Source organism: Pseudomonas syringae pv. coryli str. NCPPB 4273, assembly GCF_000972175.1.
Lineage (GTDB): Bacteria > Pseudomonadota > Gammaproteobacteria > Pseudomonadales > Pseudomonadaceae > Aquipseudomonas > Aquipseudomonas syringae.
In genome coordinates this window covers 1-21,867 of the sequence record NZ_AWQP01000022.1, presented here as the reverse complement: position 1 = coordinate 21,867, position 21,867 = coordinate 1, and the positions used below count along the sequence as shown (strand labels likewise).

20 protein-coding genes and 1 riboswitch are annotated in these 21,867 nt (G+C 60.8%); of the genes, 8 read left to right on the top strand and 12 right to left on the bottom strand.

Features of this window, described 5'->3' with window-relative positions; all coding sequences use genetic code 11:
* Positions 1–6: 6 nt before the first annotated feature.
* Entirely contained in the window at positions 7–618 is a 612-nt protein-coding gene (gene cobO, locus P406_RS11085) for a cob(I)yrinic acid a,c-diamide adenosyltransferase (RefSeq protein WP_046236196.1), read from the bottom strand.
* A 91-nt stretch (positions 619–709) separates the two neighbouring features.
* Positions 710–923, bottom strand: a riboswitch (cobalamin riboswitch).
* Between the two features lie 119 nt (positions 924–1,042).
* On the opposite strand from cobO, the gene P406_RS11080 reads away from it, so the two are divergent.
* The gene (locus P406_RS11080; RefSeq protein WP_004411233.1) at positions 1,043–2,371 is read left to right on the top strand and encodes a PQQ-dependent sugar dehydrogenase; all 1,329 of its coding nucleotides are present in this window, start codon (positions 1,043–1,045) and stop codon (positions 2,369–2,371) included.
* 340 nt (positions 2,372–2,711) lie between these two features.
* Here P406_RS11080 and P406_RS11075 read toward each other — a convergent pair whose 3' ends face one another.
* The 6 genes from P406_RS11075 to P406_RS11050 all read right to left on the bottom strand — a co-directional run bounded on the left by P406_RS11075 (position 2,712) and on the right by P406_RS11050 (position 8,219).
* Positions 2,712–3,257, bottom strand: a complete 546-nt coding sequence (locus tag P406_RS11075; RefSeq protein WP_003404277.1) for a C40 family peptidase — start codon at positions 3,255–3,257, stop codon at positions 2,712–2,714.
* 89 nt (positions 3,258–3,346) lie between these two features.
* The gene (locus tag P406_RS11070; RefSeq protein ID WP_011268584.1) at positions 3,347–4,075 is read right to left on the bottom strand and encodes a C40 family peptidase; all 729 of its coding nucleotides are present in this window, start codon (positions 4,073–4,075) and stop codon (positions 3,347–3,349) included.
* 75 nt (positions 4,076–4,150) lie between these two features.
* Positions 4,151–4,915, bottom strand: a complete 765-nt coding sequence (locus P406_RS11065) for an NAD-dependent deacylase (protein WP_162234425.1) — start codon at positions 4,913–4,915, stop codon at positions 4,151–4,153.
* On the bottom strand, positions 4,909–5,613 hold the full coding sequence (gene hda, locus P406_RS11060) for a DnaA regulatory inactivator Hda (RefSeq protein WP_003369632.1): 705 nt from the start codon (positions 5,611–5,613) through the stop codon (positions 4,909–4,911). Before hda ends, P406_RS11065 begins: the two co-directional genes overlap by 7 nt.
* 389 nt (positions 5,614–6,002) lie before the next feature.
* Positions 6,003–7,076 (bottom strand): AI-2E family transporter, encoded by a 1,074-nt coding sequence (locus tag P406_RS11055; RefSeq protein WP_003404282.1) that lies wholly within the window; start codon positions 7,074–7,076, stop codon positions 6,003–6,005.
* Positions 7,077–7,115: 39 nt separating this feature from the next.
* A complete protein-coding gene (locus P406_RS11050) occupies positions 7,116–8,219 on the bottom strand; it encodes a DUF2066 domain-containing protein (RefSeq protein WP_046236195.1) in 1,104 nt (367 codons plus the stop codon).
* A gap of 341 nt (positions 8,220–8,560) precedes the next feature.
* Here P406_RS11050 and purM point away from each other — a divergent pair, with 341 nt between their 5' ends.
* The 4 genes from purM (at position 8,561) to P406_RS11030 (ending at position 11,668) form a co-directional block, all read left to right on the top strand.
* On the top strand, positions 8,561–9,619 hold the full coding sequence (purM, locus tag P406_RS11045; protein WP_003344863.1) for a phosphoribosylformylglycinamidine cyclo-ligase: 1,059 nt from the start codon (positions 8,561–8,563) through the stop codon (positions 9,617–9,619).
* Entirely contained in the window at positions 9,619–10,269 is a 651-nt protein-coding gene (purN, locus tag P406_RS11040; protein ID WP_004411241.1) for a phosphoribosylglycinamide formyltransferase, read from the top strand. The genes purM and purN overlap by 1 nt, the downstream gene beginning before the upstream one ends.
* An 8-nt stretch (positions 10,270–10,277) precedes the next feature.
* On the top strand, positions 10,278–10,991 hold the full coding sequence (locus P406_RS11035; RefSeq protein ID WP_003305121.1) for a DUF3108 domain-containing protein: 714 nt from the start codon (positions 10,278–10,280) through the stop codon (positions 10,989–10,991).
* A 497-nt stretch (positions 10,992–11,488) separates the two neighbouring features.
* The gene (locus tag P406_RS11030; protein WP_002554613.1) at positions 11,489–11,668 is read left to right on the top strand and encodes a hypothetical protein; all 180 of its coding nucleotides are present in this window, start codon (positions 11,489–11,491) and stop codon (positions 11,666–11,668) included.
* Between the two features lie 78 nt (positions 11,669–11,746).
* Here the strand turns inward: P406_RS11030 and P406_RS11025 are convergent, their stop codons facing one another.
* The 5 genes from P406_RS11025 to cysM form a co-directional block, all read right to left on the bottom strand.
* Positions 11,747–12,286, bottom strand: coding sequence for a DUF2058 domain-containing protein (locus tag P406_RS11025; RefSeq protein ID WP_003314606.1), 540 nt, complete (start codon positions 12,284–12,286; stop codon positions 11,747–11,749).
* A gap of 30 nt (positions 12,287–12,316) precedes the next feature.
* On the bottom strand, positions 12,317–13,150 hold the full coding sequence (mazG, locus tag P406_RS11020) for a nucleoside triphosphate pyrophosphohydrolase (RefSeq protein WP_046236194.1): 834 nt from the start codon (positions 13,148–13,150) through the stop codon (positions 12,317–12,319).
* 27 nt (positions 13,151–13,177) lie between these two features.
* Positions 13,178–15,421, bottom strand: coding sequence for a GTP diphosphokinase (relA, locus tag P406_RS11015; protein WP_011268592.1), 2,244 nt, complete (start codon positions 15,419–15,421; stop codon positions 13,178–13,180).
* Between the two features lie 156 nt (positions 15,422–15,577).
* A complete protein-coding gene (rlmD, locus tag P406_RS11010) occupies positions 15,578–16,933 on the bottom strand; it encodes a 23S rRNA (uracil(1939)-C(5))-methyltransferase RlmD (RefSeq protein ID WP_046236193.1) in 1,356 nt (451 codons plus the stop codon).
* Positions 16,933–17,835, bottom strand: a complete 903-nt coding sequence (gene cysM, locus P406_RS11005) for a cysteine synthase CysM (protein WP_046236192.1) — start codon at positions 17,833–17,835, stop codon at positions 16,933–16,935. Before cysM ends, rlmD begins: the two co-directional genes overlap by 1 nt.
* Positions 17,836–18,085: 250 nt before the next feature.
* Here cysM and P406_RS11000 point away from each other — a divergent pair, with 250 nt between their 5' ends.
* The 3 genes from P406_RS11000 to P406_RS10990 all read left to right on the top strand — a co-directional run bounded on the left by P406_RS11000 (position 18,086) and on the right by P406_RS10990 (position 21,761).
* Complete coding sequence (locus P406_RS11000) at positions 18,086–20,839, top strand: response regulator (protein WP_004411261.1); 2,754 nt, start codon at positions 18,086–18,088, stop codon at positions 20,837–20,839.
* 80 nt (positions 20,840–20,919) lie between these two features.
* Positions 20,920–21,357 carry a hypothetical protein gene (locus tag P406_RS10995; RefSeq protein ID WP_003314595.1) on the top strand — a complete coding sequence of 146 codons (438 nt, stop codon included), beginning with the start codon at positions 20,920–20,922 and terminating at the stop codon, positions 21,355–21,357.
* Positions 21,354–21,761: an META domain-containing protein gene (locus P406_RS10990; RefSeq protein WP_003314594.1), complete on the top strand. Its 408-nt coding sequence runs from the start codon at positions 21,354–21,356 to the stop codon at positions 21,759–21,761. The genes P406_RS10995 and P406_RS10990 overlap by 4 nt, the downstream gene beginning before the upstream one ends.
* Positions 21,762–21,867: the final 106 nt, after the last annotated feature.

Sequence of the window (21,867 nt, the reverse complement as noted above, 5' to 3'; positions counted from 1 at the left end):
AAGCGTTCACAGCTCGATACCTTTCTGCGCACGAATACCGGCCTGAAACGCGTGCTTGACCACGCCGATCTCGGAAACGGTATCGGCCAGGTCGATCAATTCGGCTTTGGCACCGCGGCCAGTCACCAATACGTGCTGCATCGGCGGACGTGCCTGCAGATCGCTCAGCACCTGTTCGAGGTCGAGGTAGCCATGTTTGAGGGCGATGTTCAGTTCGTCGAGCACCACCAGACCAATGGCCGGATCGCGAAGCATTTCCTGAGACACGGCCCAGGCGGCTTCGGCGGCGGCGATGTCGCGCTGGCGATCCTGGGTTTCCCAGGTGAAGCCCTCACCCATCACGTGATAGCGCACCTGCTCATGGAAACGACGGAAAAACATTTCTTCGCCCGTGCTGTTGCGGCCCTTGATGAACTGCACCACACCACACTGCATGTCGTGGCCCATGGCCCGGGCGAGCATACCGAATGCCGAGCTGCTCTTGCCCTTGCCATTGCCGGTCAATACCAGCAGCAGGCCGCACTCATTGGGCGAGCTGGCAATACGCTGGTCCATGAAGGCTTTCTTGCGCTGCATGCGCGCCAGATGGCGTTCGTCGCGTTCGGGGGATTCGTTCATCTGGGTTCTCCGCTCGGGGCAGGCGACAACAGACGGAAGGACAGCACTGGACAGCACGGCAACGCCCTGCACAGAACATCACCCTCCGTGATGTCATTGAGTGATTCAGGCCGGTCTCCGGGCTCATGAGCGGGTCACCCCGGCTGTGCGCCTTCCCATGTCGAAACACAGTGGCGTCAGGCACAGCCTTGACTCATTTACCGTTGCGGGGGCAGCGCCGGGATCGGATCTGTCGACCCACACCGGCTTCCCTGTTTCACTCTGCCAATCGAGGATTGCAGAGCACCTGAAACAAACCGCGAAGGGTAGAGGGTTGGACCGGGAGCGTCAATCGACACCGTCGCCGCGGAACGTTATTGAACCTAGCGGGTTGGCGGTGCCTCTATCAGTTACTGGACCACGCCTTTGTTAATGGAGATCGATCATGTTCAAACTCAGACCCCACTACGCAGTGTTGCTGCTGGTCGCCGGCGGCCTCGCTGCCTGCGGCGAGTCGTCGAGCCTGCAAGTCTCGGATGGAACAGGCCCCTCGCCCAAGCTGCCGGAGCCCAACAAGACGCTGATTCCGACCGTCAACATCGCACCCGCCGTAGGCTGGGAAAAAGGCGCCAAGCCGGTCGCCGCGCCGGGCACACAAGTGGCTGCGTTCGCCGAGAACCTCGATCACCCGCGCTGGCTGTATGTATTGCCCAACGGTGACGTGCTGGTGGCAGAAACCAATTCCCCCGCCAAACCGGATGATTCCAAAGGCATTCGCGGCTGGGTGATGGAAAAAGTCATGGGCCGCGCCGGTGCCGGTGTGCCCAGCGCCAACCGCATCACCTTGCTGCGCGACGTGGACAAGGACGGTGTGGCAGAGACCCGCACGGTTTTCCTGCAAAACCTCAATTCGCCGTTCGGCATGACCCTGGTGGGCAACAAGCTGTATGTGGCCGACACCGACCGCCTGATCAGCTTCCCGTATGAATCCGGGCAGACCTCGATCAGCGCGCAAGCGACCAAAGTCGTCGACCTGCCGGGCGGTACGCTCAATCACCACTGGACCAAGAACGTCATCGCCAGCAAGGACGGCAGCAAGCTGTACGTGACCGTGGGCTCCAACAGCAACGTGGCCGAGAACGGCATGGACAAGGAAGAAGGTCGTGCGGCGATCTGGGAAGTGGACGCGGCTACCGGTAACCACCGGATCTTCGCTTCCGGCCTGCGCAACCCCAACGGCATGGATTGGGAACCGAAGACCGGCAAACTGTGGACGGCGGTCAACGAGCGCGACGAGATCGGCAGCGATCTGGTGCCTGACTACGTGACCTCGGTTCAGGACGGCGCATTCTACGGCTGGCCTTACAGCTACTACGGCCAACACGTCGACGAGCGCGTCAAGCCGCAGAACCCGGCACTGGTCGCCAAGGCGATTGCTCCGGATTACGCAGTCGGTCCACACACCGCCTCGCTGGGCCTGGTGTTCGCCGACGGCAAGACACTGGCCGCACCGTTCAACGAAGGCCTGTTCATCGGCCAGCACGGCTCGTGGAACCGCAAACCGCACAGCGGCTACAAGGTGGTGTTCATCCCATTCAGTGGCGGCAAACCCAATGGCACACCGGTCGATGTGTTGACCGGCTTCCTCAACAAGGATGAAAAAGCCATGGGTCGCCCGGTCGGCGTAGTCAATGATCAGCGCGGCGGATTGCTGGTGGCCGACGATGTCGGCAACAAGATCTGGCGCGTGACATCCGCCAAGGCTGCTCAGTAACGCCGAGCGTAGAGGTTTGACGCAGAGCGTCGCACGATAGTTGAGATCATCGCTACCTACGCTCCAGCACTCGGCGTTACACACAAGTCTTGGAGAGCCCGGAATACGTGCCTTTCAGGGTTCTGCCCGAAGGGCGCAGGAGCGAACTTGTTCGCGAAGGCGGTGTTTCAGAAGATGCATTTTCGGCGATCATACCGGCCCTTTCGCGAACAAGTTCGCTCCTACGGCCTACGGCCAGAATCAAAAGCAGACTTAGGTGTAACGCTGGGCGCTCCGCGTGGGCGTGGGCATGCAGTTCTGGACGCTCATGAGCGCGCGCAGAGCAATCAGCGCGATGCGCTTAAGGCCGATTCTGCGCCAGGCTGGCGGGCTGAATTACGCGCTTGGCGTTGAGGTAGGCTCTCTGCCAGTAAGGCTTGTCGAGGCTGTCGAGCTTGACCGTGCCACCGGTGGCCGGTGCATGCACGAAGCGGCCTTCGCCAACATAGATCCCGGCGTGGGACACCTGAGAACCGCCCGATGTGGCGAAGAACACCAGATCACCTGACTGCAATTGCTCGCGACGAATATTCGGGGCGCCCATCACGATCATCTCGCGTGTGGAACGCGGCAGGGAAATGCCCGCCGCATCACGATAGACATAACCTATAAGACCGCTGCAATCAAAACCGGAGTCAGGCGTGTTGCCGCCCCAGCGATAAGGCGTGCCAACCAGCCCTAACGCACGAAACAGCACGTCTTCGGCAGCCGGAGAGAGAATCTGGGGAGGTGCAGTGACCACCGGACGCTGAACGATCCGGGGCGCTTTGGGCGGAGGCGGCGCGCTGGCGCAAGCACCGAGCAACGCAGCAACAGAGATGACTAACAGGCGCAACGCAATCGACATAACCACAACAACCTATCCGGATGCGGCTTACGCTGCCGAGAAGCTCAAAAACGCAGAAAGACCCGAAGGTCTTGTACTGCGCGTTCTATTTATTTACGCCGCTTGGGCGCGGTCTTGACTGTAGTCGAAGTCATCGCTGTTGTCTGCGTGACTTCGGGTGTCGATTTTACTGCAACAGTACCAGGGGCCATCGCCAGAGGCCGCTTGGCCTCGATGAAGGTCTTGCTCCAGTAGGCGTCATCGAGGCTGTCGATGCGCACACCGCCGCTGCGGCGACTGCTGGAGTGGATGAACTGCCGATTACCGGCGTAGATCGCTGCGTGGCTGACCTGACCGCGACCGCGAGTACTGAAGAACAGCACATCGCCCGGCTGAAGCTTGTTGCGCGCCACCAGAGGTGCGTTGACGTTGATCATTTCACGCGTGGAACGTGGCAGGCTCATGCCGGCCTCTTCGCGAAACAGATAACCGATGAAGCCGCTGCAATCGAAACCCGAAGAAGTCGACGTGCCGCCGAACTTGTAGCGTGTGCCGATCAGCGACTTGCCACGCTCCAGGATGCTGTCGGCCAGGGCCGGCAGTTGGTAAGACTTGTTATCAGCGAACTGGGACAGTTCGTCTTCGGTAGCGAGCTCGTCCTGCAGGACTGCCGCGTCGGCGCGACGGGCTGCGGACTGGGCGTTGGCATTGATTGCGCTCTGATAGCGTGGAACTGGCTGGGCCTGTTCCTGCTGTGCGACCGGCATATTGGCCGAGCAACCGAAGAGAAATGTAACGAGTGCGAGAGGCACGAGGGGTGCGAAGCGAACAACTTGCATGGGCACAACCGTGGCTGACTAGTTAAGATGGCGAGACTATGCCTTTTATGAAGGTGATTTGCAAATTCAATCGAACTAGATGTGACTTATGAGTTCGGCCATGACATGTGCCGCACGGTACGGCAAAAAGACGTCCATCTGCGCGCTGTGATCCGTCGGCTGCGGATTGATTTCCGCGGTAAAACCCCCGGAAACCCTGGTGCGAATGACCGGTTCGTGAATGTAGGGGAAGCTTGCGGTGGTGCCGATACTCAGGACCGCGTCATAGCCTTTAGCCAGCTGTTCATACAGTGTTTCCAGCGCTTTTTCGGGGAGCATTTCCTGAAAAAGAACGACAGACGGTCGCAAAATGCCACTACATGCCGGACATAAGGGGGGCAAAGGGCGCTGCAAGTGCTCGCTCAATTGCGAATCCTCAGCACCGCAGGATTGGCAAAACAGTGGCGAGAGTTGCCCGTGAATTTCGATCAGGCGCTCCGGCGGACTGCCCGCCGCGCGATGATAACCGTCGACGTTCTGGGTCAGCACCCAGCACTCGGGTTTGATGCGCTGCAACTGGGCGATGGCGTAATGCGCGACATTCGGCTCGCCACCCAGGCACGCCTTGCCCAGTTCAGCGATGTATTTCCAGCACAGCTCCGGATCACGACGCAGCATGGGCCCGGACAGGGCCATTTCGATAGGCAGGCCATCGTCGGTCTTGCCATTGTAGAGCCCGCCCACGCCACGATAGGTCGGCAGCCCTGAATCGGCAGACAGGCCCGCCCCGGTGATCACCAGAATCTGTTGTGCATGGCGCAAGGCAGCCGCCGTCTGCATCAACAGCGCCTGATCTACCACCCGAGCGTCTCTTTAAGGAAGGGAATGGTCAGCTTGCGCTTTTCCTGGAGTGACGCCTGATCGAGCCGCTCGAGCAATTCGAACAACGCGCTCATGCTGCGTGTGCCACGCGTCAGGATGAAATGCCCGACATCGTCGGTCAGGTGCAGGCCGCGACGTGAAGCACGCAGTTGCAAGGCGCGCAGTTTGTCTTCGTCGGACAGCCCGCGCATCTGGAACACCAATGCCATGGTCAGGCGCGACTTCAGGTCGGGAAGCTTTACCGGCAGTTCGCGGGGCGATTTGGACGCGGCAATCAGCAGGCGACGCCCGCTGTCACGCAGACGATTGAACAGATGAAACAGCGCTTCTTCCCAGTCCGGCTTGCCGACGATCGCCTGCAGGTCGTCCAGACACACCAGCTCGTACTGCTCCAGATGATCGAACAGCTCGATGCCTTCATCTATGACTTCGGCCAGCGGCAGATACACCGCAGGCTCGCCCAACTGCTCGAAACGCAGGCAGGCAGCCTGCAGCAGGTGCGTGCGCCCTACCCCGTCCTTGCCCCACAGATAGATGAGGCTTTCGGTCCAGCCAGCGTCGGCTTCGCACAGCCGCTCGACATAGCCGAGTGCAGCGGCGTTGGCGCCTGGATAGTAATTGACGAAAGTGGCGTCATCACGCAGACGCACACTCAGGGGCAGCTGAATCGGTTTCATGCTGACTAACGGCTCATGCAAACCGTCAAGGGCCTCTGTGTAAAGAGCGCAAAGTTTATACCCGTGACGCTGGTCGCACAATGCGACAGACCTCAAGCAAAATCAAAGGTTTGCGTCAGGGGGAGTAAAGCGCCGCCCAGGCTCTGTACGAAAAGTCGGCGAGCGAAGGTCAGGCAAGGCAAAAACAGGCGAGGAACGGCCGGGGTCGCGTTCGACTCTACGTGTTGTAAATGAGCATTCCGATTGGACTCGCATCCGAGCCTGTTTTTAACGAAGCATCACCGAGCGCAGCCACTTTTCGTACAGAGCCCAGTACGGGGCGTTTGAAGGGGGTCATGCCCTCAAGGCATGAGCCTCTTCACCGGGCGGCGAAGAGGCTTGCGTCGACCTTACAGCTCCGGATCTTCCGCGCCTGCGTAGATTTCCGAGTCCTTGTACAGATCATGCATGTGGCGCACCAGCACCATGATCACCGCCGCCACCGGCAGGGCCAGCAGAATGCCGGTAAAGCCGAACAGCTCGCCACCTGCGAGAATCGCGAAGATGACCGCGACCGGGTGCAGGCCGATGCGATCACCGACCAGCAATGGCGTCAGCACCATCCCCTCCAGGGCCTGACCGATCATGAACACCGCCACAATTCCCATCATCGGGTACAGGTCACCGCCAAACTGGAACAGCCCGGCCACCAGCGCCGAACCGATACCGATCACGAAACCCATGTAAGGCACGATGGCCGCCAGACCGGCAATGACGCCGATCAGCAGGCCCAGTTCCAGCCCGACCAGCATCAGACCGGCCGCGTAGATTACGCCAAGGCCGACCATCACCAGCAACTGACCGCGTATGAACGCGCCCAATACTTCATGGCACTCGCCCGCCAGCTTGACGATTTGCGCTTCACGCTGGCGCGGCAGCAGGCCACGAATCTTGCCGGTCATGATGTCCCAGTCACGCAGCAGGTAGAAACACACCACGGGAATCAGCACCAGGTTGGTCAGCCAGCCGATCAGCGCCAGACTCGAAGCCGTAGCCTGGGACAGCACGATAGAGACAATGTCCCCGGCCTGGCCCATATGCTCGGAAATGGCTGCCTTGATCTTGTCGAACTTCCAGAACCCGTCGGCCAGCCCGAACTTGGCCTGAACCCATGGCAACGCCGCGTGTTGCAGCCAGTCGAGAATCTGCGGCGCCAGTTCGTAGAGACGGAACAACTGCTTGGCCAGCATCGGCACCAGAATCAGCAGCAACGCCATCAGCACCAGCGTGAACAGCCCGAACACGACCACCACGCTCAGGGTTCTGGACAATCCGGCGCGCTCCAGGCGATCCACCAGCGGATCGCCCATGTAGGCCAATAACAACGCCACCAGAAAAGGAGTGAGGATTGGGTGCAACAGCACCACGAACGCGACCAGCAAGGCCAGGCCGCCGATCCAGAACCAACGCCGCATATCAGTCATCAACATCCCTCAAGCCAATGGAAAAGCGTTCTTGCCGGGTTACCAGCGGAAATAAAGTTGTGGCGCGGACGCCGGAACAATCATCGGTGCGGGCGCAGGTGCCGGAACAGCAGCAGCTCCATTGGCTGGCGCAACCGGCGCAGTCGCATCGACCGGCGCAGCAGGCGGCGCTGCGGTAGCGGCTGCTTCGGCTGCGGGCACTTCCTGCAGTTTGGCCAGCGACAACTGCGAGCGTAGCTGATCGGTGCTGCCACTGACCTCAAACACCACCTTATCGCCTTCGACAGAACTCAGACGCACGCCGAACGGTTCGAGTAACTGAAGCAGTTGCGCATAGCGCTCCAGCGTCATGCCCTGAACCTGGATCAGCATGCCGGTCGACGCACCTGGCTTGGCAACGAAGCGCGGCGCCAGACGCTCGCTTACCGAGAGCAACACCGCATCGGCCAAGGCCTCGGAGGTGGCACCGGTTGCGGTGCCCTGTTCGCGCTGATCACCCAGCCACAAGCGCCATTTGCCCTGCCACTGACCGCCATCTTCCCTGGCGTGCACGGCCAGTATCGCGTCAGCGCCATAGCGCTCGGAAGCTTCCTTGAGCGGCGCAGGGTCAGTGCCCTCCAGGGTTTTCGCATTACCGATGCCCTGCTCGCTCAAATCAGCCAGCGGCAGACGCAGCGGCAGTCCGCGGTGCTGAGCAGCCTGGCGCAAGGGTTCGGCGGCGGCCTGACCGTCGCCGACCAGATTCGAGCCTTCCACCGAGTCATTCAGCCACCAGCCGAGAATCGACGGACGATTGCTGCCCCAGATCGACAGTCCCGCATCGTGCAGCGCACGGTCGGTGGTTGCCGGATCGAAGTCGACCAGCAGGGTTTCCGGCGGTCCGGCCTCGTAGCCGAACTGGCTAATGATCTGCTGCGGGTCTTTGCGCAGCGCGGCGATGGCCGAACCCTGCACGGCCTTGGCGTCGCCGGTCAGGCGCAGCACCAGGGTTTCGACGGCGGCCTGCGTGGCCCGCGTGCGCTCATCGGGCGACTGGCCATTGACCGGCTCGCGAACCTGATAAAGGTTGCTGACCGTTTCGGCAAGGCTGGGAAGGCTGATCAGGGACAGACAGCCGATTAGAAGAATTCTGGAAAAACGCATGGACAGTTCCCGAACGGAAAAAAGTAAAAAGAAGCTGTTTCAGCAGGTGTACAGGTCTGGGACAGACGTGAGCCACCTATCATTCAGTTCGCGCATAAAGTACACCCTAAACGTCCAGGCTCGCACTGACAGGCCACCTGGTTGAGGTTTATTTGGTGCAACACCGCCCTGTTGTCGGCGCAAGGATGGCCCCTGGTGAGCAAGCCTGATAAAATCGCGCGCCTTCGCAGACCGGCAATCGCCATGGCCCCAACATTACCACCGCATGACAGCGCGGTGCTGAACGGGCCCTAACGCAGCGGTCGATACCTCCGAATCCCCCCTAAAGGCCTGGATTTTCTATGAGCAAGCAACCCTCCCTGAGCTATAAAGACGCCGGTGTAGACATCGACGCCGGTGAAGCATTGGTCGAACGCATCAAGAGCGTCGCCAAGCGCACCAAGCGTCCGGAAGTCATGGGCGGCCTGGGAGGCTTCGGCGCCCTCTGCGAAATCCCGGCCGGCTACAAGCAACCGGTTCTGGTTTCCGGCACCGACGGCGTGGGCACCAAGCTGCGTCTGGCGCTGAACCTGAACAAGCACGACACCATCGGCATCGACCTGGTCGCCATGTGCGTCAATGACCTGGTGGTCTGCGGTGCAGAGCCGCTGTTCTTCCTCGATTACTACGCCACCGGCAAGCTGAACGTCGACACCGCCGCTCAGGTCGTCACCGGCATCGGCGCCGGCTGCGAACTGGCCGGTTGCTCGCTGGTCGGCGGCGAAACCGCTGAAATGCCGGGCATGTACGAAGGCGAAGACTACGACCTGGCAGGCTTCTGCGTCGGCGTGGTGGAAAAGGCCGAAATCATCGACGGCTCGAAAGTCGCTGCCGGTGACGCCCTGCTCGCCCTGCCATCGTCCGGCCCGCACTCCAACGGTTACTCGCTGATCCGCAAGATCATCGAAGTGGCAGGTGCCGATATCGAAAACATCCAGCTGGACGGCAAACCGCTGACCGAACTGCTGATGGCACCGACCCGCATCTACGTGAAGCCGTTGCTCAAGCTGATCAAGGAAACCGGCGCAGTCAAGGCCATGGCCCACATCACCGGTGGCGGTCTGCTCGACAACATTCCACGCGTACTGCCCGAAGGCGCTCAGGCCGTGGTCGACGTCGCAAGCTGGCAGCGTCCGGCCGTGTTCGACTGGCTGCAGCAGCAAGGCAACGTCGCGGAAAACGAGATGCACCGTGTGTTGAACTGCGGCGTGGGCATGGTGATCTGCGTCGCTCAGGAGCACGTTGAAGCGGCACTGAAGGTGCTGCGTGAAGCCGGCGAGCAGCCTTGGGTGATCGGCCAGATCGCCACCGCTGCCGAAGGCGCAGCACAAGTCGAGCTGAAAAACCTCAAGGCGCATTGATGCCAGCCATCTGCGAAGTCGTGGTGCTGCTGTCCGGCACCGGCGGCAACCTGCAAGCGATGATCGACAGCTTCAAGGACGGGGCCAGCCCCGTCCGCATCCGCGCGGTGATTTCCAACCGTGCAGATGCGTTCGGCCTGCAACGCGCCCGGGACGCAGGCATCGAAACCTGCGTACTGGATCACACCGCGTACGAAGGCCGTGAGGCTTTCGATGCAGCGCTGATCGAACGGATCGACGCCTTCCAGCCACAGTTGGTCGTACTGGCCGGGTTCATGCGCATTCTCAGCGCAGGATTCGTTCGCCACTATCATGGCCGTCTGCTGAATATTCACCCTTCCCTGCTGCCGCGTTACAAAGGCTTGCACACGCACAAGCGTGCGTTGGAGGCCGGCGACGCCGAGCATGGCTGCAGCGTGCATTTCGTTACCGAGGAACTCGATGGCGGCCCACTGGTCGTACAGGCAGTTATTTCGGTACAGTTGCACGACACGCCCGTAACGCTCGCGCAACGGGTCCATGTTCAAGAGCACCGTATTTACCCACTGGCCATTCGCTGGTTTGCCGAAGGCCGACTGAGCCTTGGTGAACAAGGTGCGTTACTCGATAGCCAGTTACTCCCGGCCAGCGGCCATCTGATTCGACATTAGGAGATACTATGCGTCGCGCTCTGCTCTTCGCTTTCGCCCTGCTCGCATTGCCTGCCGTACAGGCCGCAGATCTTCAACCTTTCTCCGCCAGCTACACCGCCGACTGGAAACAGCTGCCCATGAGCGGCACGGCTGAACGCAGCCTGGAAGCCGGCGCCAACGGCACCTGGACCCTGAGCTTCAAGGCCTCGATGATGATCGCCAGCCTGACTGAAGTCAGCACGCTGAAGGTCGACAAGGACACCCTGCTGCCACAGACCTACAGCTTCGAGCGCAGTGGCCTGGGCAAATCCAAGAAGGTCGATCTGGCGTTCGACTGGAACACCAAGTTCGTCACCGGCACCGACCGTGGCGATGCGATCAAGCTGCCGCTCAACCGTGGCATCCTCGACAAGTCCACCTATCAGCTGGCGTTGCAACATGACATCGCTGAGGGCAAGAAGAGCATGAGCTATCAGGTTGTCGACGGTGATGAAGTGGACACCTACGACTTCCGCGTGCTGGGTTCGGAAAAAGTCACCACCAAGACAGGCCAGGTCGATGCGATCAAGGTCGAGCGCGTGCGCGACCCGACGCAAAGCAAGCGCACCACCGTGCTGTGGTTCGCCAAGGACTGGGATTACCTGCTGGTCCGCCTGCAACAGGTCGAAACCGACGGCAAGGAATACAACATCGTCTTGCTGGACGGCACCGTCAACGGCAAGGCCGTCAAAGGCAGCTGATAGCCCTGACCGCCCGCACCACAGAGCCCCGCTTTTTAGCGGGGCTTTTTATTGGCTGAAGGCATGCGACGCAGAGCGCCGCAGGATAGTTGCGCCTGCACCGGCCCCTTCGTGAGCAAGCTCACTCCCACGCCCTTCGGGCAGAAGCGCAGAGCATCGGGCACGATAGTTGCGATGATCGTTCCTCACGCTCCAGCGTGGGAACGCAGTTCTCGACGCTCTGCGTCGTCAAGAGGACGCGGAGCGTCTGGAACGGCGTTTTCACGTGCGTTCGGACAGGCTTGAAGCACATGAAACATCCTTCATTTTGCCACCACTGCGCTGTAAGCCTCGTCATGCAAGGGCTGCAGAGCATCGATCAGTTTCTGACCACCGGGGAACCTGAACAGGCTATTTACTTAGGCAGCTAACAAATTCTATAAAAGAGTCCTGCGACACATCGCCGCAGTATCCAGAGGCCTAACCATCAAGGCCATCAAAGTCAGGAGCTTACTACTATGACTGTCAGAGTTACTGAACGCGACGACGCCCACCTCTCTCACGAAGCCGTTGCCGACGGCATCCAGATCTGGGATGTGCACCAACAGGATCAACTGGTAGGCATGTTCCACGTTGAGTCCGATGCCCTTCGCTATAAGGAAGAGCTGGAAGCACTGGAAAGCCAGGGCAACCACTGAACAATTCCAAGAACAGGAAAAGACAAAACCCGCTGAATGCGGGTTTTGTTTTGACACCTCAATGACAGCGCCGTGGGCTTACCACATCAGATCGTCAGGCACCTGATACGCCGCGTACGGGTCGTCTGCATCCGGCGCTTCGGTCGGGGTGTTGAGCAATACGATACGACGCGGGTCACGCTCCTGAATCTTCAGCGCAGCCTCACGCGGAATGATCTCGTAACCGCCACCGTGGTGAACGATGGCCAGTGAACCGCTGCTGAGCTTGTTGCGCACCATGGCGTTGACCGGAATGCGCTTGACCTTCTTGTCGTCAACGAAGTTGTAGTAATCCTCGGTGATCAGCTTGGGCAGACGCGACACTTCGATCAGTTGCTTGACCTGAGCGGTGCGGGCCTTCTGCTCGACCTTCTCCTGCTGCTGACGGTTCAGTTCCTGATCACGCTTGGCCTTCTCGGCCATGGCCTCCTGGGCTGCACGCTTTTGCGAGTCATCGGCCTGCGCCTGACCCTTGTGCACCAGACGCTGCTCTTTCTGCTTTTCTTTGCCGACCTGCTTGGCCTGCTTTTGGTTGACCAGACCTGCCTTGAGCAACTGATCGCGAAGGGAAAGGCTCATTGTCTACTCACTTATACCGTTACCGCACCCTCAGCCGCAGCCGGGTGTGCTCTTTTCCTGACGTTTGGCTTCGCCCCACAACGCGTCCATTTCTTCGAGCGAGCACGCTTCGATAGGACGCTTGAGGTGGCGCAAAGCCTGTTCAATGAATCGGAAGCGTCTGTCGAACTTGCTATTGGCCGAGCGTAGCGCAGTTTCCGGGTCGACCTTGAGGTGTCGGGCCAGGTTGACGACGCTGAACAGCAGGTCGCCGACCTCCTCGGCAATGCCCTCGGCGTCATTGTCGACCATGGCCTCGAGAATTTCATCGAGTTCTTCACGCACCTTGTCGACCACCGGCAAGGCCGCAGGCCAGTCGAAACCCACCTGCGCCGCACGCTTCTGCAGTTTGGCCGCACGACTCAACGCCGGCAAGGCCCGGGGCACGTCGTCGAGCAGCGACAACTGCTCGGGAACGCCGGCCTTTTCGGCACGCTCCTCGGCCTTGATTTCGTCCCAGCGAAGGTTGACCTGCTCGTCGGTCAGGCGCGGCGTTTCTGCCGGCGCGTACAGCTCGCCGGTCGGAAACACGTGCGGATGGCGACGCAGCAACTTGCGGGTAATACCGTCGATCACATCGTCGAACTCAAACCGGCCTTCCTCTTTGGCCAACTGCGCATAGAAGACCACCTGAAACAGCAGGTCTCCCAGCTCGCCTTTCAGATGGTCAAGGTCACCCTGCTCGATGGCATCGGCCACTTCATAGGCTTCTTCCAGCGTGTGCGGCACGATGCTGGCGTAGGTCTGCTTCAGGTCCCACGGGCAGCCGAACTGCGGATCACGCAGCCGGGCCATGAGGTTGAGCAGGTCTTGAACTGTATACATGGGGCTCCCTGTGAGCGCAGGCGACGCTTATGGCGTCCTGTTCCTGCGCGTTTCAATGATGTTCGGCAACTGGGAAATACGCCCCAGCAACCGCCCCAGCGCATCCAGACCCGGAATCTCGATGGTCAGGGACATAAGCGCTGTGTTGTCTTCCTTGTTCGAACGGGTATTGACCGCCAGCACGTTGATCCGCTCGTTGAGCAGCACCTGGGTGACGTCCCGGAGCAAGCCGGAACGGTCGTAGGCGCGGATGATGATGTCCACCGGATAGGTGAGCACCGGCACCGGTCCCCAGCTGACCTGAATGATCCGCTCGGGCTCGCGACCGCCTAGCTGCAGCACCGAAGCGCAATCCTGACGGTGAATGCTGACGCCACGACCCTGGGTGATATAACCGACGATGGCATCGCCCGGCAGCGGCTGGCAGCAGCCGGCCATCTGCGTCATCAGGTTGCCGACGCCCTGAATCTGAATATCGCCACGCTTGCCGGGCTTGTAGCCGGTGGCCTTGCGCGGGATCAGTTCCAGCTGTTCATTGACGCGATCAGGCTCGACCTGCTGCTGAGCCAGATTGACCAGTTGCGCCAGACGCAGGTCGCCTGCGCCCAAGGCCGCGAACATGTCATCGGCAGTCTTGTGATTGGCCTTGTCCGCGAGCTTGTCGAAATCGACCTGTGGCAACGCCAGGCGCGCCAGTTCGCGTTCGATCAGGGTTCTGCCGGCAGCGACGTTCTGGTCGCGGGCCTGCAATTTGAACCAGTGAACAATCTTGGCCCGCGCCCGTGAGGTGGTGATGTACCCCAGGTTCGAATTCAGCCAGTCGCGGCTCGGCGTACCGTGCTTGCTGGTGATGATCTCGACCTGCTCACCGGTCTGCAGGCTATAGTTGAGCGGGACGATGCGGCCATTGATCTTCGCACCCCGGCAGTTATGGCCGATTTCGGTGTGCACCCGATAGGCGAAGTCCAGTGGTGTCGCGCCCTTGGGCAGGTCGATGGCGTGGCCGTCCGGGGTGAAGACGTAGACGCGGTCAGGCTCGATATCGACTCGCAGCTGATCGGCCAGACCGCCGATGTCGCCCAGCTCTTCATGCCATTCGAGCACCTGACGCAGCCAGGAAATCTTCTCTTCGTAATGATTGGAGCCGGATTTGACGTCGGTGCCTTTATAGCGCCAGTGCGCACACACGCCCAGCTCGGCCTCTTCATGCATGGCGTGGGTGCGGATCTGCACTTCCAGCACCTTGCCTTCCGGCCCGATCACGGCGGTGTGCAGCGAGCGATAGCCGTTTTCCTTGGGGTTGGCGATGTAATCGTCGAACTCTTTGGGAATATGCCGCCACAAGGTGTGCACGATACCCAGCGCGGTGTAGCAATCGCGCATTTCCGGCACCAGCACACGCAGCGCACGCACGTCATAGATCTGGCTGAAGGCCAGGCCCTTGCGCTGCATTTTGCGCCAGATGGAATAGATATGCTTGGCACGCCCGCTGATGTCGGCGGTCACGCCGGTAGCCTGCAGTTCGTTGTCGAGCTGGGACATGACGTCGCTGATGAAGCGCTCGCGGTCCAGCCTGCGCTCATGCAGCAGCTTGGCGATCTGCTTGTATTGATCAGGCTCCAGGTAGCGGAAGGACAGGTCCTCCAGCTCCCACTTGATGTGACCGATGCCCAGGCGGTGGGCCAGCGGTGCATAGATGTCGAAGACTTCGCGGGCCACACGGTTGCGTTTTTCGTCGTCGGCGTTCTTTACCGCACGAATCGCGCAGGTACGTTCGGCCAGCTTGATCAGCGCAACGCGAACGTCGTCGACCATCGCCACCAGCATCTTGCGCAGGTTTTCGACCTGCGCCTGGCTGCCGAGCACCAATGACTGACGAGGGCTGAGACTGGCGCTGATCGCGGCCATGCGCAGCACGCCGTCGATCAGTTTGGCGACCGTTGCGCCAAAGCGCTGCTCGACGTCCGGCAGCGCAATGAGACCTTCACGCACGCCACGGTAAATGACCGCGGCGACCAGTGAGTCCTGATCCAGCTTGAGGTCAGCCAGGATCTCCGCGATTTCCAGACCGGTCTGAAAACTGGAGGTGCCCTCTGCCCAATGATTCTTGTGAGCCTTGTCGGTCTGCTCGGCTTCCCGGGCAAATTCACAGGCCTTTTTCATGACTTCCCGGTCCAGGACCAGGTCGACGCTGACAATATGATCGAGCCACGCGTCGAGATTGATACTGCCGTCTGTGTTTATCGGCTGGTTCGCTCTCACCTGTACCATGCTGCTTACCTTCCCTACGGCGCGATGAATAGCGCCATCAGTCGCCAGCCTTCTGAGCGAATGCCACTTGCCGGGCAAGCAAGGACCGGCATTCGCGGGCCAGTCGGATTAAATGAGGTTCCTTGTCAGCAACGACCTCGTTCCAGTGAACGCTGCTCACTTACTCATTTCAAATAAAGCCATCGCCTCGACATGCGCCGTCTGCGGAAACATATCGAGGATTCCGGCACGTTTTAACCGGTAGCCCTGATGGATCAGTTCGACCGCGTCACGAGCCAAAGTTGCCGGATTACATGAAACATAGAGCAGTCGCCGGGCCCCCGTCTTTCTGATCTGGCGGACCACTTCAAAGGCCCCGTCACGCGGTGGGTCCAAGAGTACCGCAGAAAACCCTTCTGCCGCCCAGTCGGCATGTGTCAGCGGCTGGGAAAGATCCGCCTGAAAAAACTGCACATTGTGCAGATCATTACTCATTGCGTTGACGGCTGCACGCTCGACCATGGTCGCAACGCCTTCAACCGCCACCACTTCCCTGGCCAGACCCGCCAGCGGCAAGGCGAAATTGCCCAGACCGCAGAACAGGTCCATGACACGTTCGTCTTTTGCAGGCGCCAGCCATTGCAGGGCCTGCTCGATCATCGCGGTGTTGACCGCCGCGTTGACCTGAATGAAATCGCCCGGTCGCCAGGCCAGTTGCAGGTTCCACGGCTCCAGCCGGTAGCCCAGCGTATCGCCGGGGCTGGCCGGTTGGGGCTCGCCGTCACCATGCAGCCACAGCTGCGCGCCATGCCTGGAGCAAAACGCCTGCAGCAGCGCCAGATCGGTCTCGGCAAGCGGCGCGGTGTGGCGCAACAACACGGCAGTCGCAACCCCACTGAACAGCTCGACGTGGCCCAGCGCCTGCGGCTTGCTGAAACTTTTCAGCATGCCAGGCAGCTCATTCATGATGGGTTGCAAGGCCTGTACCAGCACCGGACAGTGTTCGATGCTGACGATGTCCTGGCTGGCGGCTGCGCGGAACCCCACATCCAGCCTTTTGGCCTTGGCATCCCAGCGAACCGCGACCCGCGCGCGTCGGCGATAGGCCAGTTCGGCACCACTCAAAGGTGCCGCCCATTCATCCGGCACAACATTCGCCACGCGCAGCAACTGCTCGGCGAGCATGCGCTGTTTCAGGGCAAGCTGTTCTTCGTGGGGCACATGCTGAACACTGCAGCCGCCACAGCGACCGAAATACTCACAGGCCGGAGCGCGACGCATGGCGCTGGCGGTGAAGACCCGCTCGGTGCGCGCCTCGACGACCTTGCCGCGCGCATTGAGCACGCGCGCCTCGACCTCTTCGCCGGCCAGACTGCCGGCGACAAACCAGGTTTTGCCCTCGAGAAAGGCGATACCGCGACCGTCGTCGGACAGCCGCTCGATGGTCAGCCGCTGCTTTTTACCGGCAGGAATCTGTACGGTTTTAACGCCGCCCGCAGGCTGAAAGCGCAAACCTCTTTCGTGCTTGGCCATCAGTTGGGCGAATCATAGACGCCGGTCGACAGGTAACGGTCGCCTCGGTCACAGATGATCGCCACAATCACGGCGTTTTCGACTTCCTGGGAAAGACGCAATGCCCCGGCGACCGAGCCACCGGACGACACGCCACAGAAGATGCCTTCTTCGCGGGCCAGTCGGCGCATGGTGTCTTCGGCTTCGGTCTGGCCCATGTCGATGATGCGGTCGACACGCTCCGACTGATAGATTTTCGGCAGGTATTCATGCGGCCAGCGGCGAATACCGGGGATCGAAGCGCCCTCCATCGGTTGCAGACCGACGATCTGTACGTCCGGATTCTGCTCCTTGAGGTAGCGCGAGGTGCCCATGATGGTGCCGGTGGTGCCCATCGAGCTGACGAAATGGGTCACGGTACCGCCCGTCTGCCGCCAGATTTCCGGACCGGTGGACGTGTAATGCGCTTCAGGATTGTCGCCATTGGCGAACTGATCGAGCACTTTGCCGCGGCCTTCGGCCTGCATGCGCTCGGCCAGATCACGGGCGCCTTCCATGCCCTGGTCCTTGCTGACCGAAATCAGCTCGGCGCCATAAGCGGTCATCGCGGCCTTACGTTCGGCACTGGAGTTGTCCGGCATGATCAGAATCATCCGGTAGCCCTTGATCGCCGCGGCCATGGCCAGCGCGATCCCGGTATTGCCGGAGGTCGCTTCGATCAGCGTGTCACCCGGATGGATCTGGCCGCGCAACTCGGCGCGGGTGATCATCGACAAGGCCGGGCGGTCTTTTACCGAGCCAGCGGGGTTGTTACCTTCGAGTTTCAACAGGAGGGTATTGCTGGTGTTACCCGCCATGCGTTGCAGACGCACCAGCGGGGTGTTGCCGACGCAATCGGCAATGGTTTGATACTGCAGGGTCATGGCGTCTTCGCAATCCAGACTGCGGGGGGTGCCTATCATAACGGCAAACGGCCAAAGCCCATATCACGCAAAGTGCGCTGCTTATTCCCAAAAAGAATAAACGCTGTTTTTTCCGCTGCCGCCCTGCCCTGCGCAGAGAGTTAGGTGCCCATGCCGACGGTAAATAGCTAAACTCATCCCCTTGTGCCGATACAGCAAGGCAGCCGATGCCTGATATCGACGGACTGATACGTATTGCCGGAGGAAGAGCGTGCTGACCAAGCTGGGTATAAAAGGCCGTGTGCTGCTACTGACTATTCTGCCTGCCAGCCTGATGGCGGCGATGCTCGGTGGTTATTTCACCTGGATGCAGTTGAGCGAACTGCAAAGCCAGTTGCTGCAACGCGGCGAAATGATCGCCCAGGATCTGGCGCCGCTTGCCGCCAATGCACTGGGGCGCAAGGACAAAGTGCTGCTCAGTCGCATTGCCACCCAGACGCTGGAGCAGACCGACGTACGCGCCGTGTCGTTTCTCGACACCGATCGCACGGAACTGGCCCACGCCGGGCCGACCATGATCAGCCCGTCGCCGATTGGCAGCGGCTCGCAGTTGCTCAGCTCGACCGGCACCGATGCCACGCGCTACCTGCTGCCGGTCTTCGGCAGTCAACGCCACCTGACCAGCCCGATCATTCCTGCCGAGGCCGATACCCTGCTGGGCTGGGTCGAGCTTGAAATATCCCATAACGGCACGCTGCTGCGCGGTTACCGAAGCCTGTTTGCCAGCCTGCTGCTGATCCTGACCGGGCTGGCGTTTACCGCGACCCTCGCGGTACGCATGAGCCGCACCATCAACGGGCCGATGAGCCAGATCAAGCAGGCCGTGTCGCAACTCAAGGACGGCAATCTGGAAACCCGCCTGCCACCGCTGGGCAGCCGGGAGCTGGACGAGCTGGCGTCGGGCATCAACCGCATGGCGGCGACGCTGCAGAACGCGCAGGAAGAACTGCAACTGAGCATCGATCAGGCAACCGAGGATGTCCGGCAGAATCTGGAGACCATCGAAATCCAGAACATCGAACTCGACCTGGCACGCAAGGAAGCGCTTGAAGCAAGCCGGATCAAGTCCGAATTCCTGGCCAACATGAGCCATGAAATCCGCACGCCGCTCAATGGCATTCTGGGCTTCACCCATTTGCTGCAGAAAAGCGAGCTGACCCCGCGCCAGTTCGACTACCTGGGCACCATCGAGAAGTCCGCCGACAACCTGCTGAGCATCATCAACGAGATTCTCGACTTCTCGAAGATAGAGGCCGGCAAGCTGGTGCTCGATAATATTCCGTTCAACCTGCGCGACCTGTTGCAGGACACCTTGACCATTCTCGCCCCGGCGGCGCACGCCAAACAGCTGGAGCTGGTCAGTCTGGTGTACCGCGATACGCCGCTGGCGCTGTCCGGTGACCCGCTGCGTCTGCGGCAGATCCTGACCAATCTGGTCAGCAACGCGATCAAGTTCACCCGCGAAGGCACGATCGTCGCGCGCGCCATGCTCGAGGACGAAACCGAAGAGCACGCGCAACTGCGCATCAGCGTGCAGGACACCGGGATCGGCCTGTCCAGTCAGGATGTGCGGGCACTGTTCCAGGCCTTCAGCCAGGCCGACAATTCGCTTTCGCGTCAACCGGGCGGTACCGGGCTGGGGCTGGTGATCTCCAAACGCCTGATCGAACAGATGGGCGGCGAAATCGGTGTCGACAGCACGCCGGGCGAAGGTTCGGAATTCTGGATCAGCCTGAAACTGCCCAAGGCCCGCGAAGACAAGGAAGAATCACTCAATATTCCGCTCGGAGGCCTGCGCGCCGCAGTGCTTGAACATCATGACCTGGCGCGTCAGGCGCTGGAGCATCAGCTGGAAGACTGCGGTCTGCAGACCATCGTGTTCAACAACCTGGAAAACCTGCTCAACGGCGTGACCGCAGCGCATGAGACGCCTGCGGCCATCGATCTGGCGGTACTGGGCGTGACGGCGCTGGAAATCTCTCCGGAACGGCTGCGCCAGCACATCTGGGACCTGGAAAACCTCAACTGCAAGGTCATGGTGCTGTGCCCGACCACCGAACACGCGCTGTTCCAGCTGGCGGTCCACGATGTCTACACGCAACTGCAGGCCAAGCCCGCCTGCACCCGCAAACTGCAAAAAGCCCTCTCCGAGCTGATCGCGCCGCGAGCGGTGCGTGCCGACATCGGGCCGCCACTGTCGAGCCGCGCACCGCGAGTGCTGTGCGTGGACGACAACCCGGCCAACCTGCTGCTGGTACAGACCCTGCTCGAAGACATGGGCGCTGAAGTGGTCGCTGTCGAGGGCGGCTATGCAGCGGTCAACGCCGTGCAGCAGGAAGCGTTCGACCTGGTGTTGATGGACGTGCAGATGCCCGGCATGGACGGTCGTCAGGCCACCGAGGCGATCCGCGCCTGGGAAGCCGAACGCAACCAGAGTTCGCTGCCGATCGTGGCCCTCACCGCGCATGCGATGGCCAATGAAAAGCGCTCACTGCTGCAAAGCGGTATGGACGACTACCTGACCAAGCCGATCAGCGAACGGCAACTGGCGCAGGTGGTGCTCAAGTGGACCGGGCTGGCGCTGCGCAACCCTGCGCCGGAACGCCAGAATGAAGCGCTTGAGGTTCATGTCGGGCCGCTGGTGCTGGATCATGAAGAAGGGTTGCGCCTGGCGGCAGGCAAGGCGGATCTTGCCGCCGACATGCTGGCCATGCTGCTGGCTTCCCTGGACGCCGACCGCGAAGCCATTCGTGTGGCGCGTGCCAATCAGGATGTACACGCCTTGATCGAGCGCATCCACCGCCTGCACGGCGCAACGCGGTATTGCGGCGTTCCACAGCTGCGCAGTGCCTGCCAGCGTGCCGAAACCCTGCTCAAGCAAAACGCTCCGCACACCGAAGAGGCCCTCAACGATCTGGACAAGGCCATCATTCGCCTGGAAGCCGAGGCGCGGGTCATGGCTTGAGCGTGCAACGGGACACCTTTCGTGCCTGACGCTCCAGCGTGGGCGGAGCATGTTAGGATGCGCGCAATTTTGGAGGACCCATGGTCGAACACGATTTTCGCTACAGCATGCTCAACCCCCAGCACACGCTGACCGAATGCCGCACGCTGGCACCCGGCCGCTATCAGGTCACCGGCAACGGCGGCTCGATTCACGACAACGACCAGTTGTTGGTGACCATCAAAGGCAGCAAAAGCCTGCACATGCGCCTCACCGTCGAGAAAGTCCGGCACCTGATCAACCCGCCCGGCCAGTGGATTGCGGTGGCCAAAGGCCCGGTATTCGACGAGTTGGCGATTCATCAGTGGAAAGTGAATTGCGACAGCTGCGCCGCCGAACTGAACTTCGAGTTCATGGTAGAGAGCAAGCTGGGCGTCAAGGCGCAGAAACCGGCCGCTACCGCGCGTATCGCGGAGCTGGGCTGGAAAACCGATGGCGAGAAGCACTTTTGCAAGAAGTGCCAGGAGAAAGCGGCATGAAACAGTTTGCGCTCCTGAGCCTGATCGGCGGCGCGCTGCTGGTTGGTTGTACTGCTGACCCGCTGCCGATCCAGCAGGATCACAGCTATGTAACCGAGTGGATCGGCGAGCGTCCGCTGATTGATAACAGTCGCTTGACCATGACGCTGGGTGCCGATGGCCGTGCGTATGGCAATGCGGGCTGCAACCATTGGTTTGCGCCCTATACGCTGAACGATCACAGCATCAGTTTCGGCCCGGTGGGCAAGACGCGCAAGATGTGCGCGCCGGCGCTGATGGAGCAGGAGCAGCGTTTTATCAAGGCGATGAGCAGTGTGCAGCGCTGGGATATCTCGCCCATCGAGCAGTTGCGTCTGTGGCCAACGCAGGGCAAGCCGTTGCGTTTCTGGCTGGAAGATAGCTGATTGTAACTATCGTGCCGAAGCTCAGCGTAACTTGCGACGCAGAGCGTCTAGAACTGCATTCCCACGCTGGAGCGCAGGGAACGATCACTATCGTGCGACGCTCCGC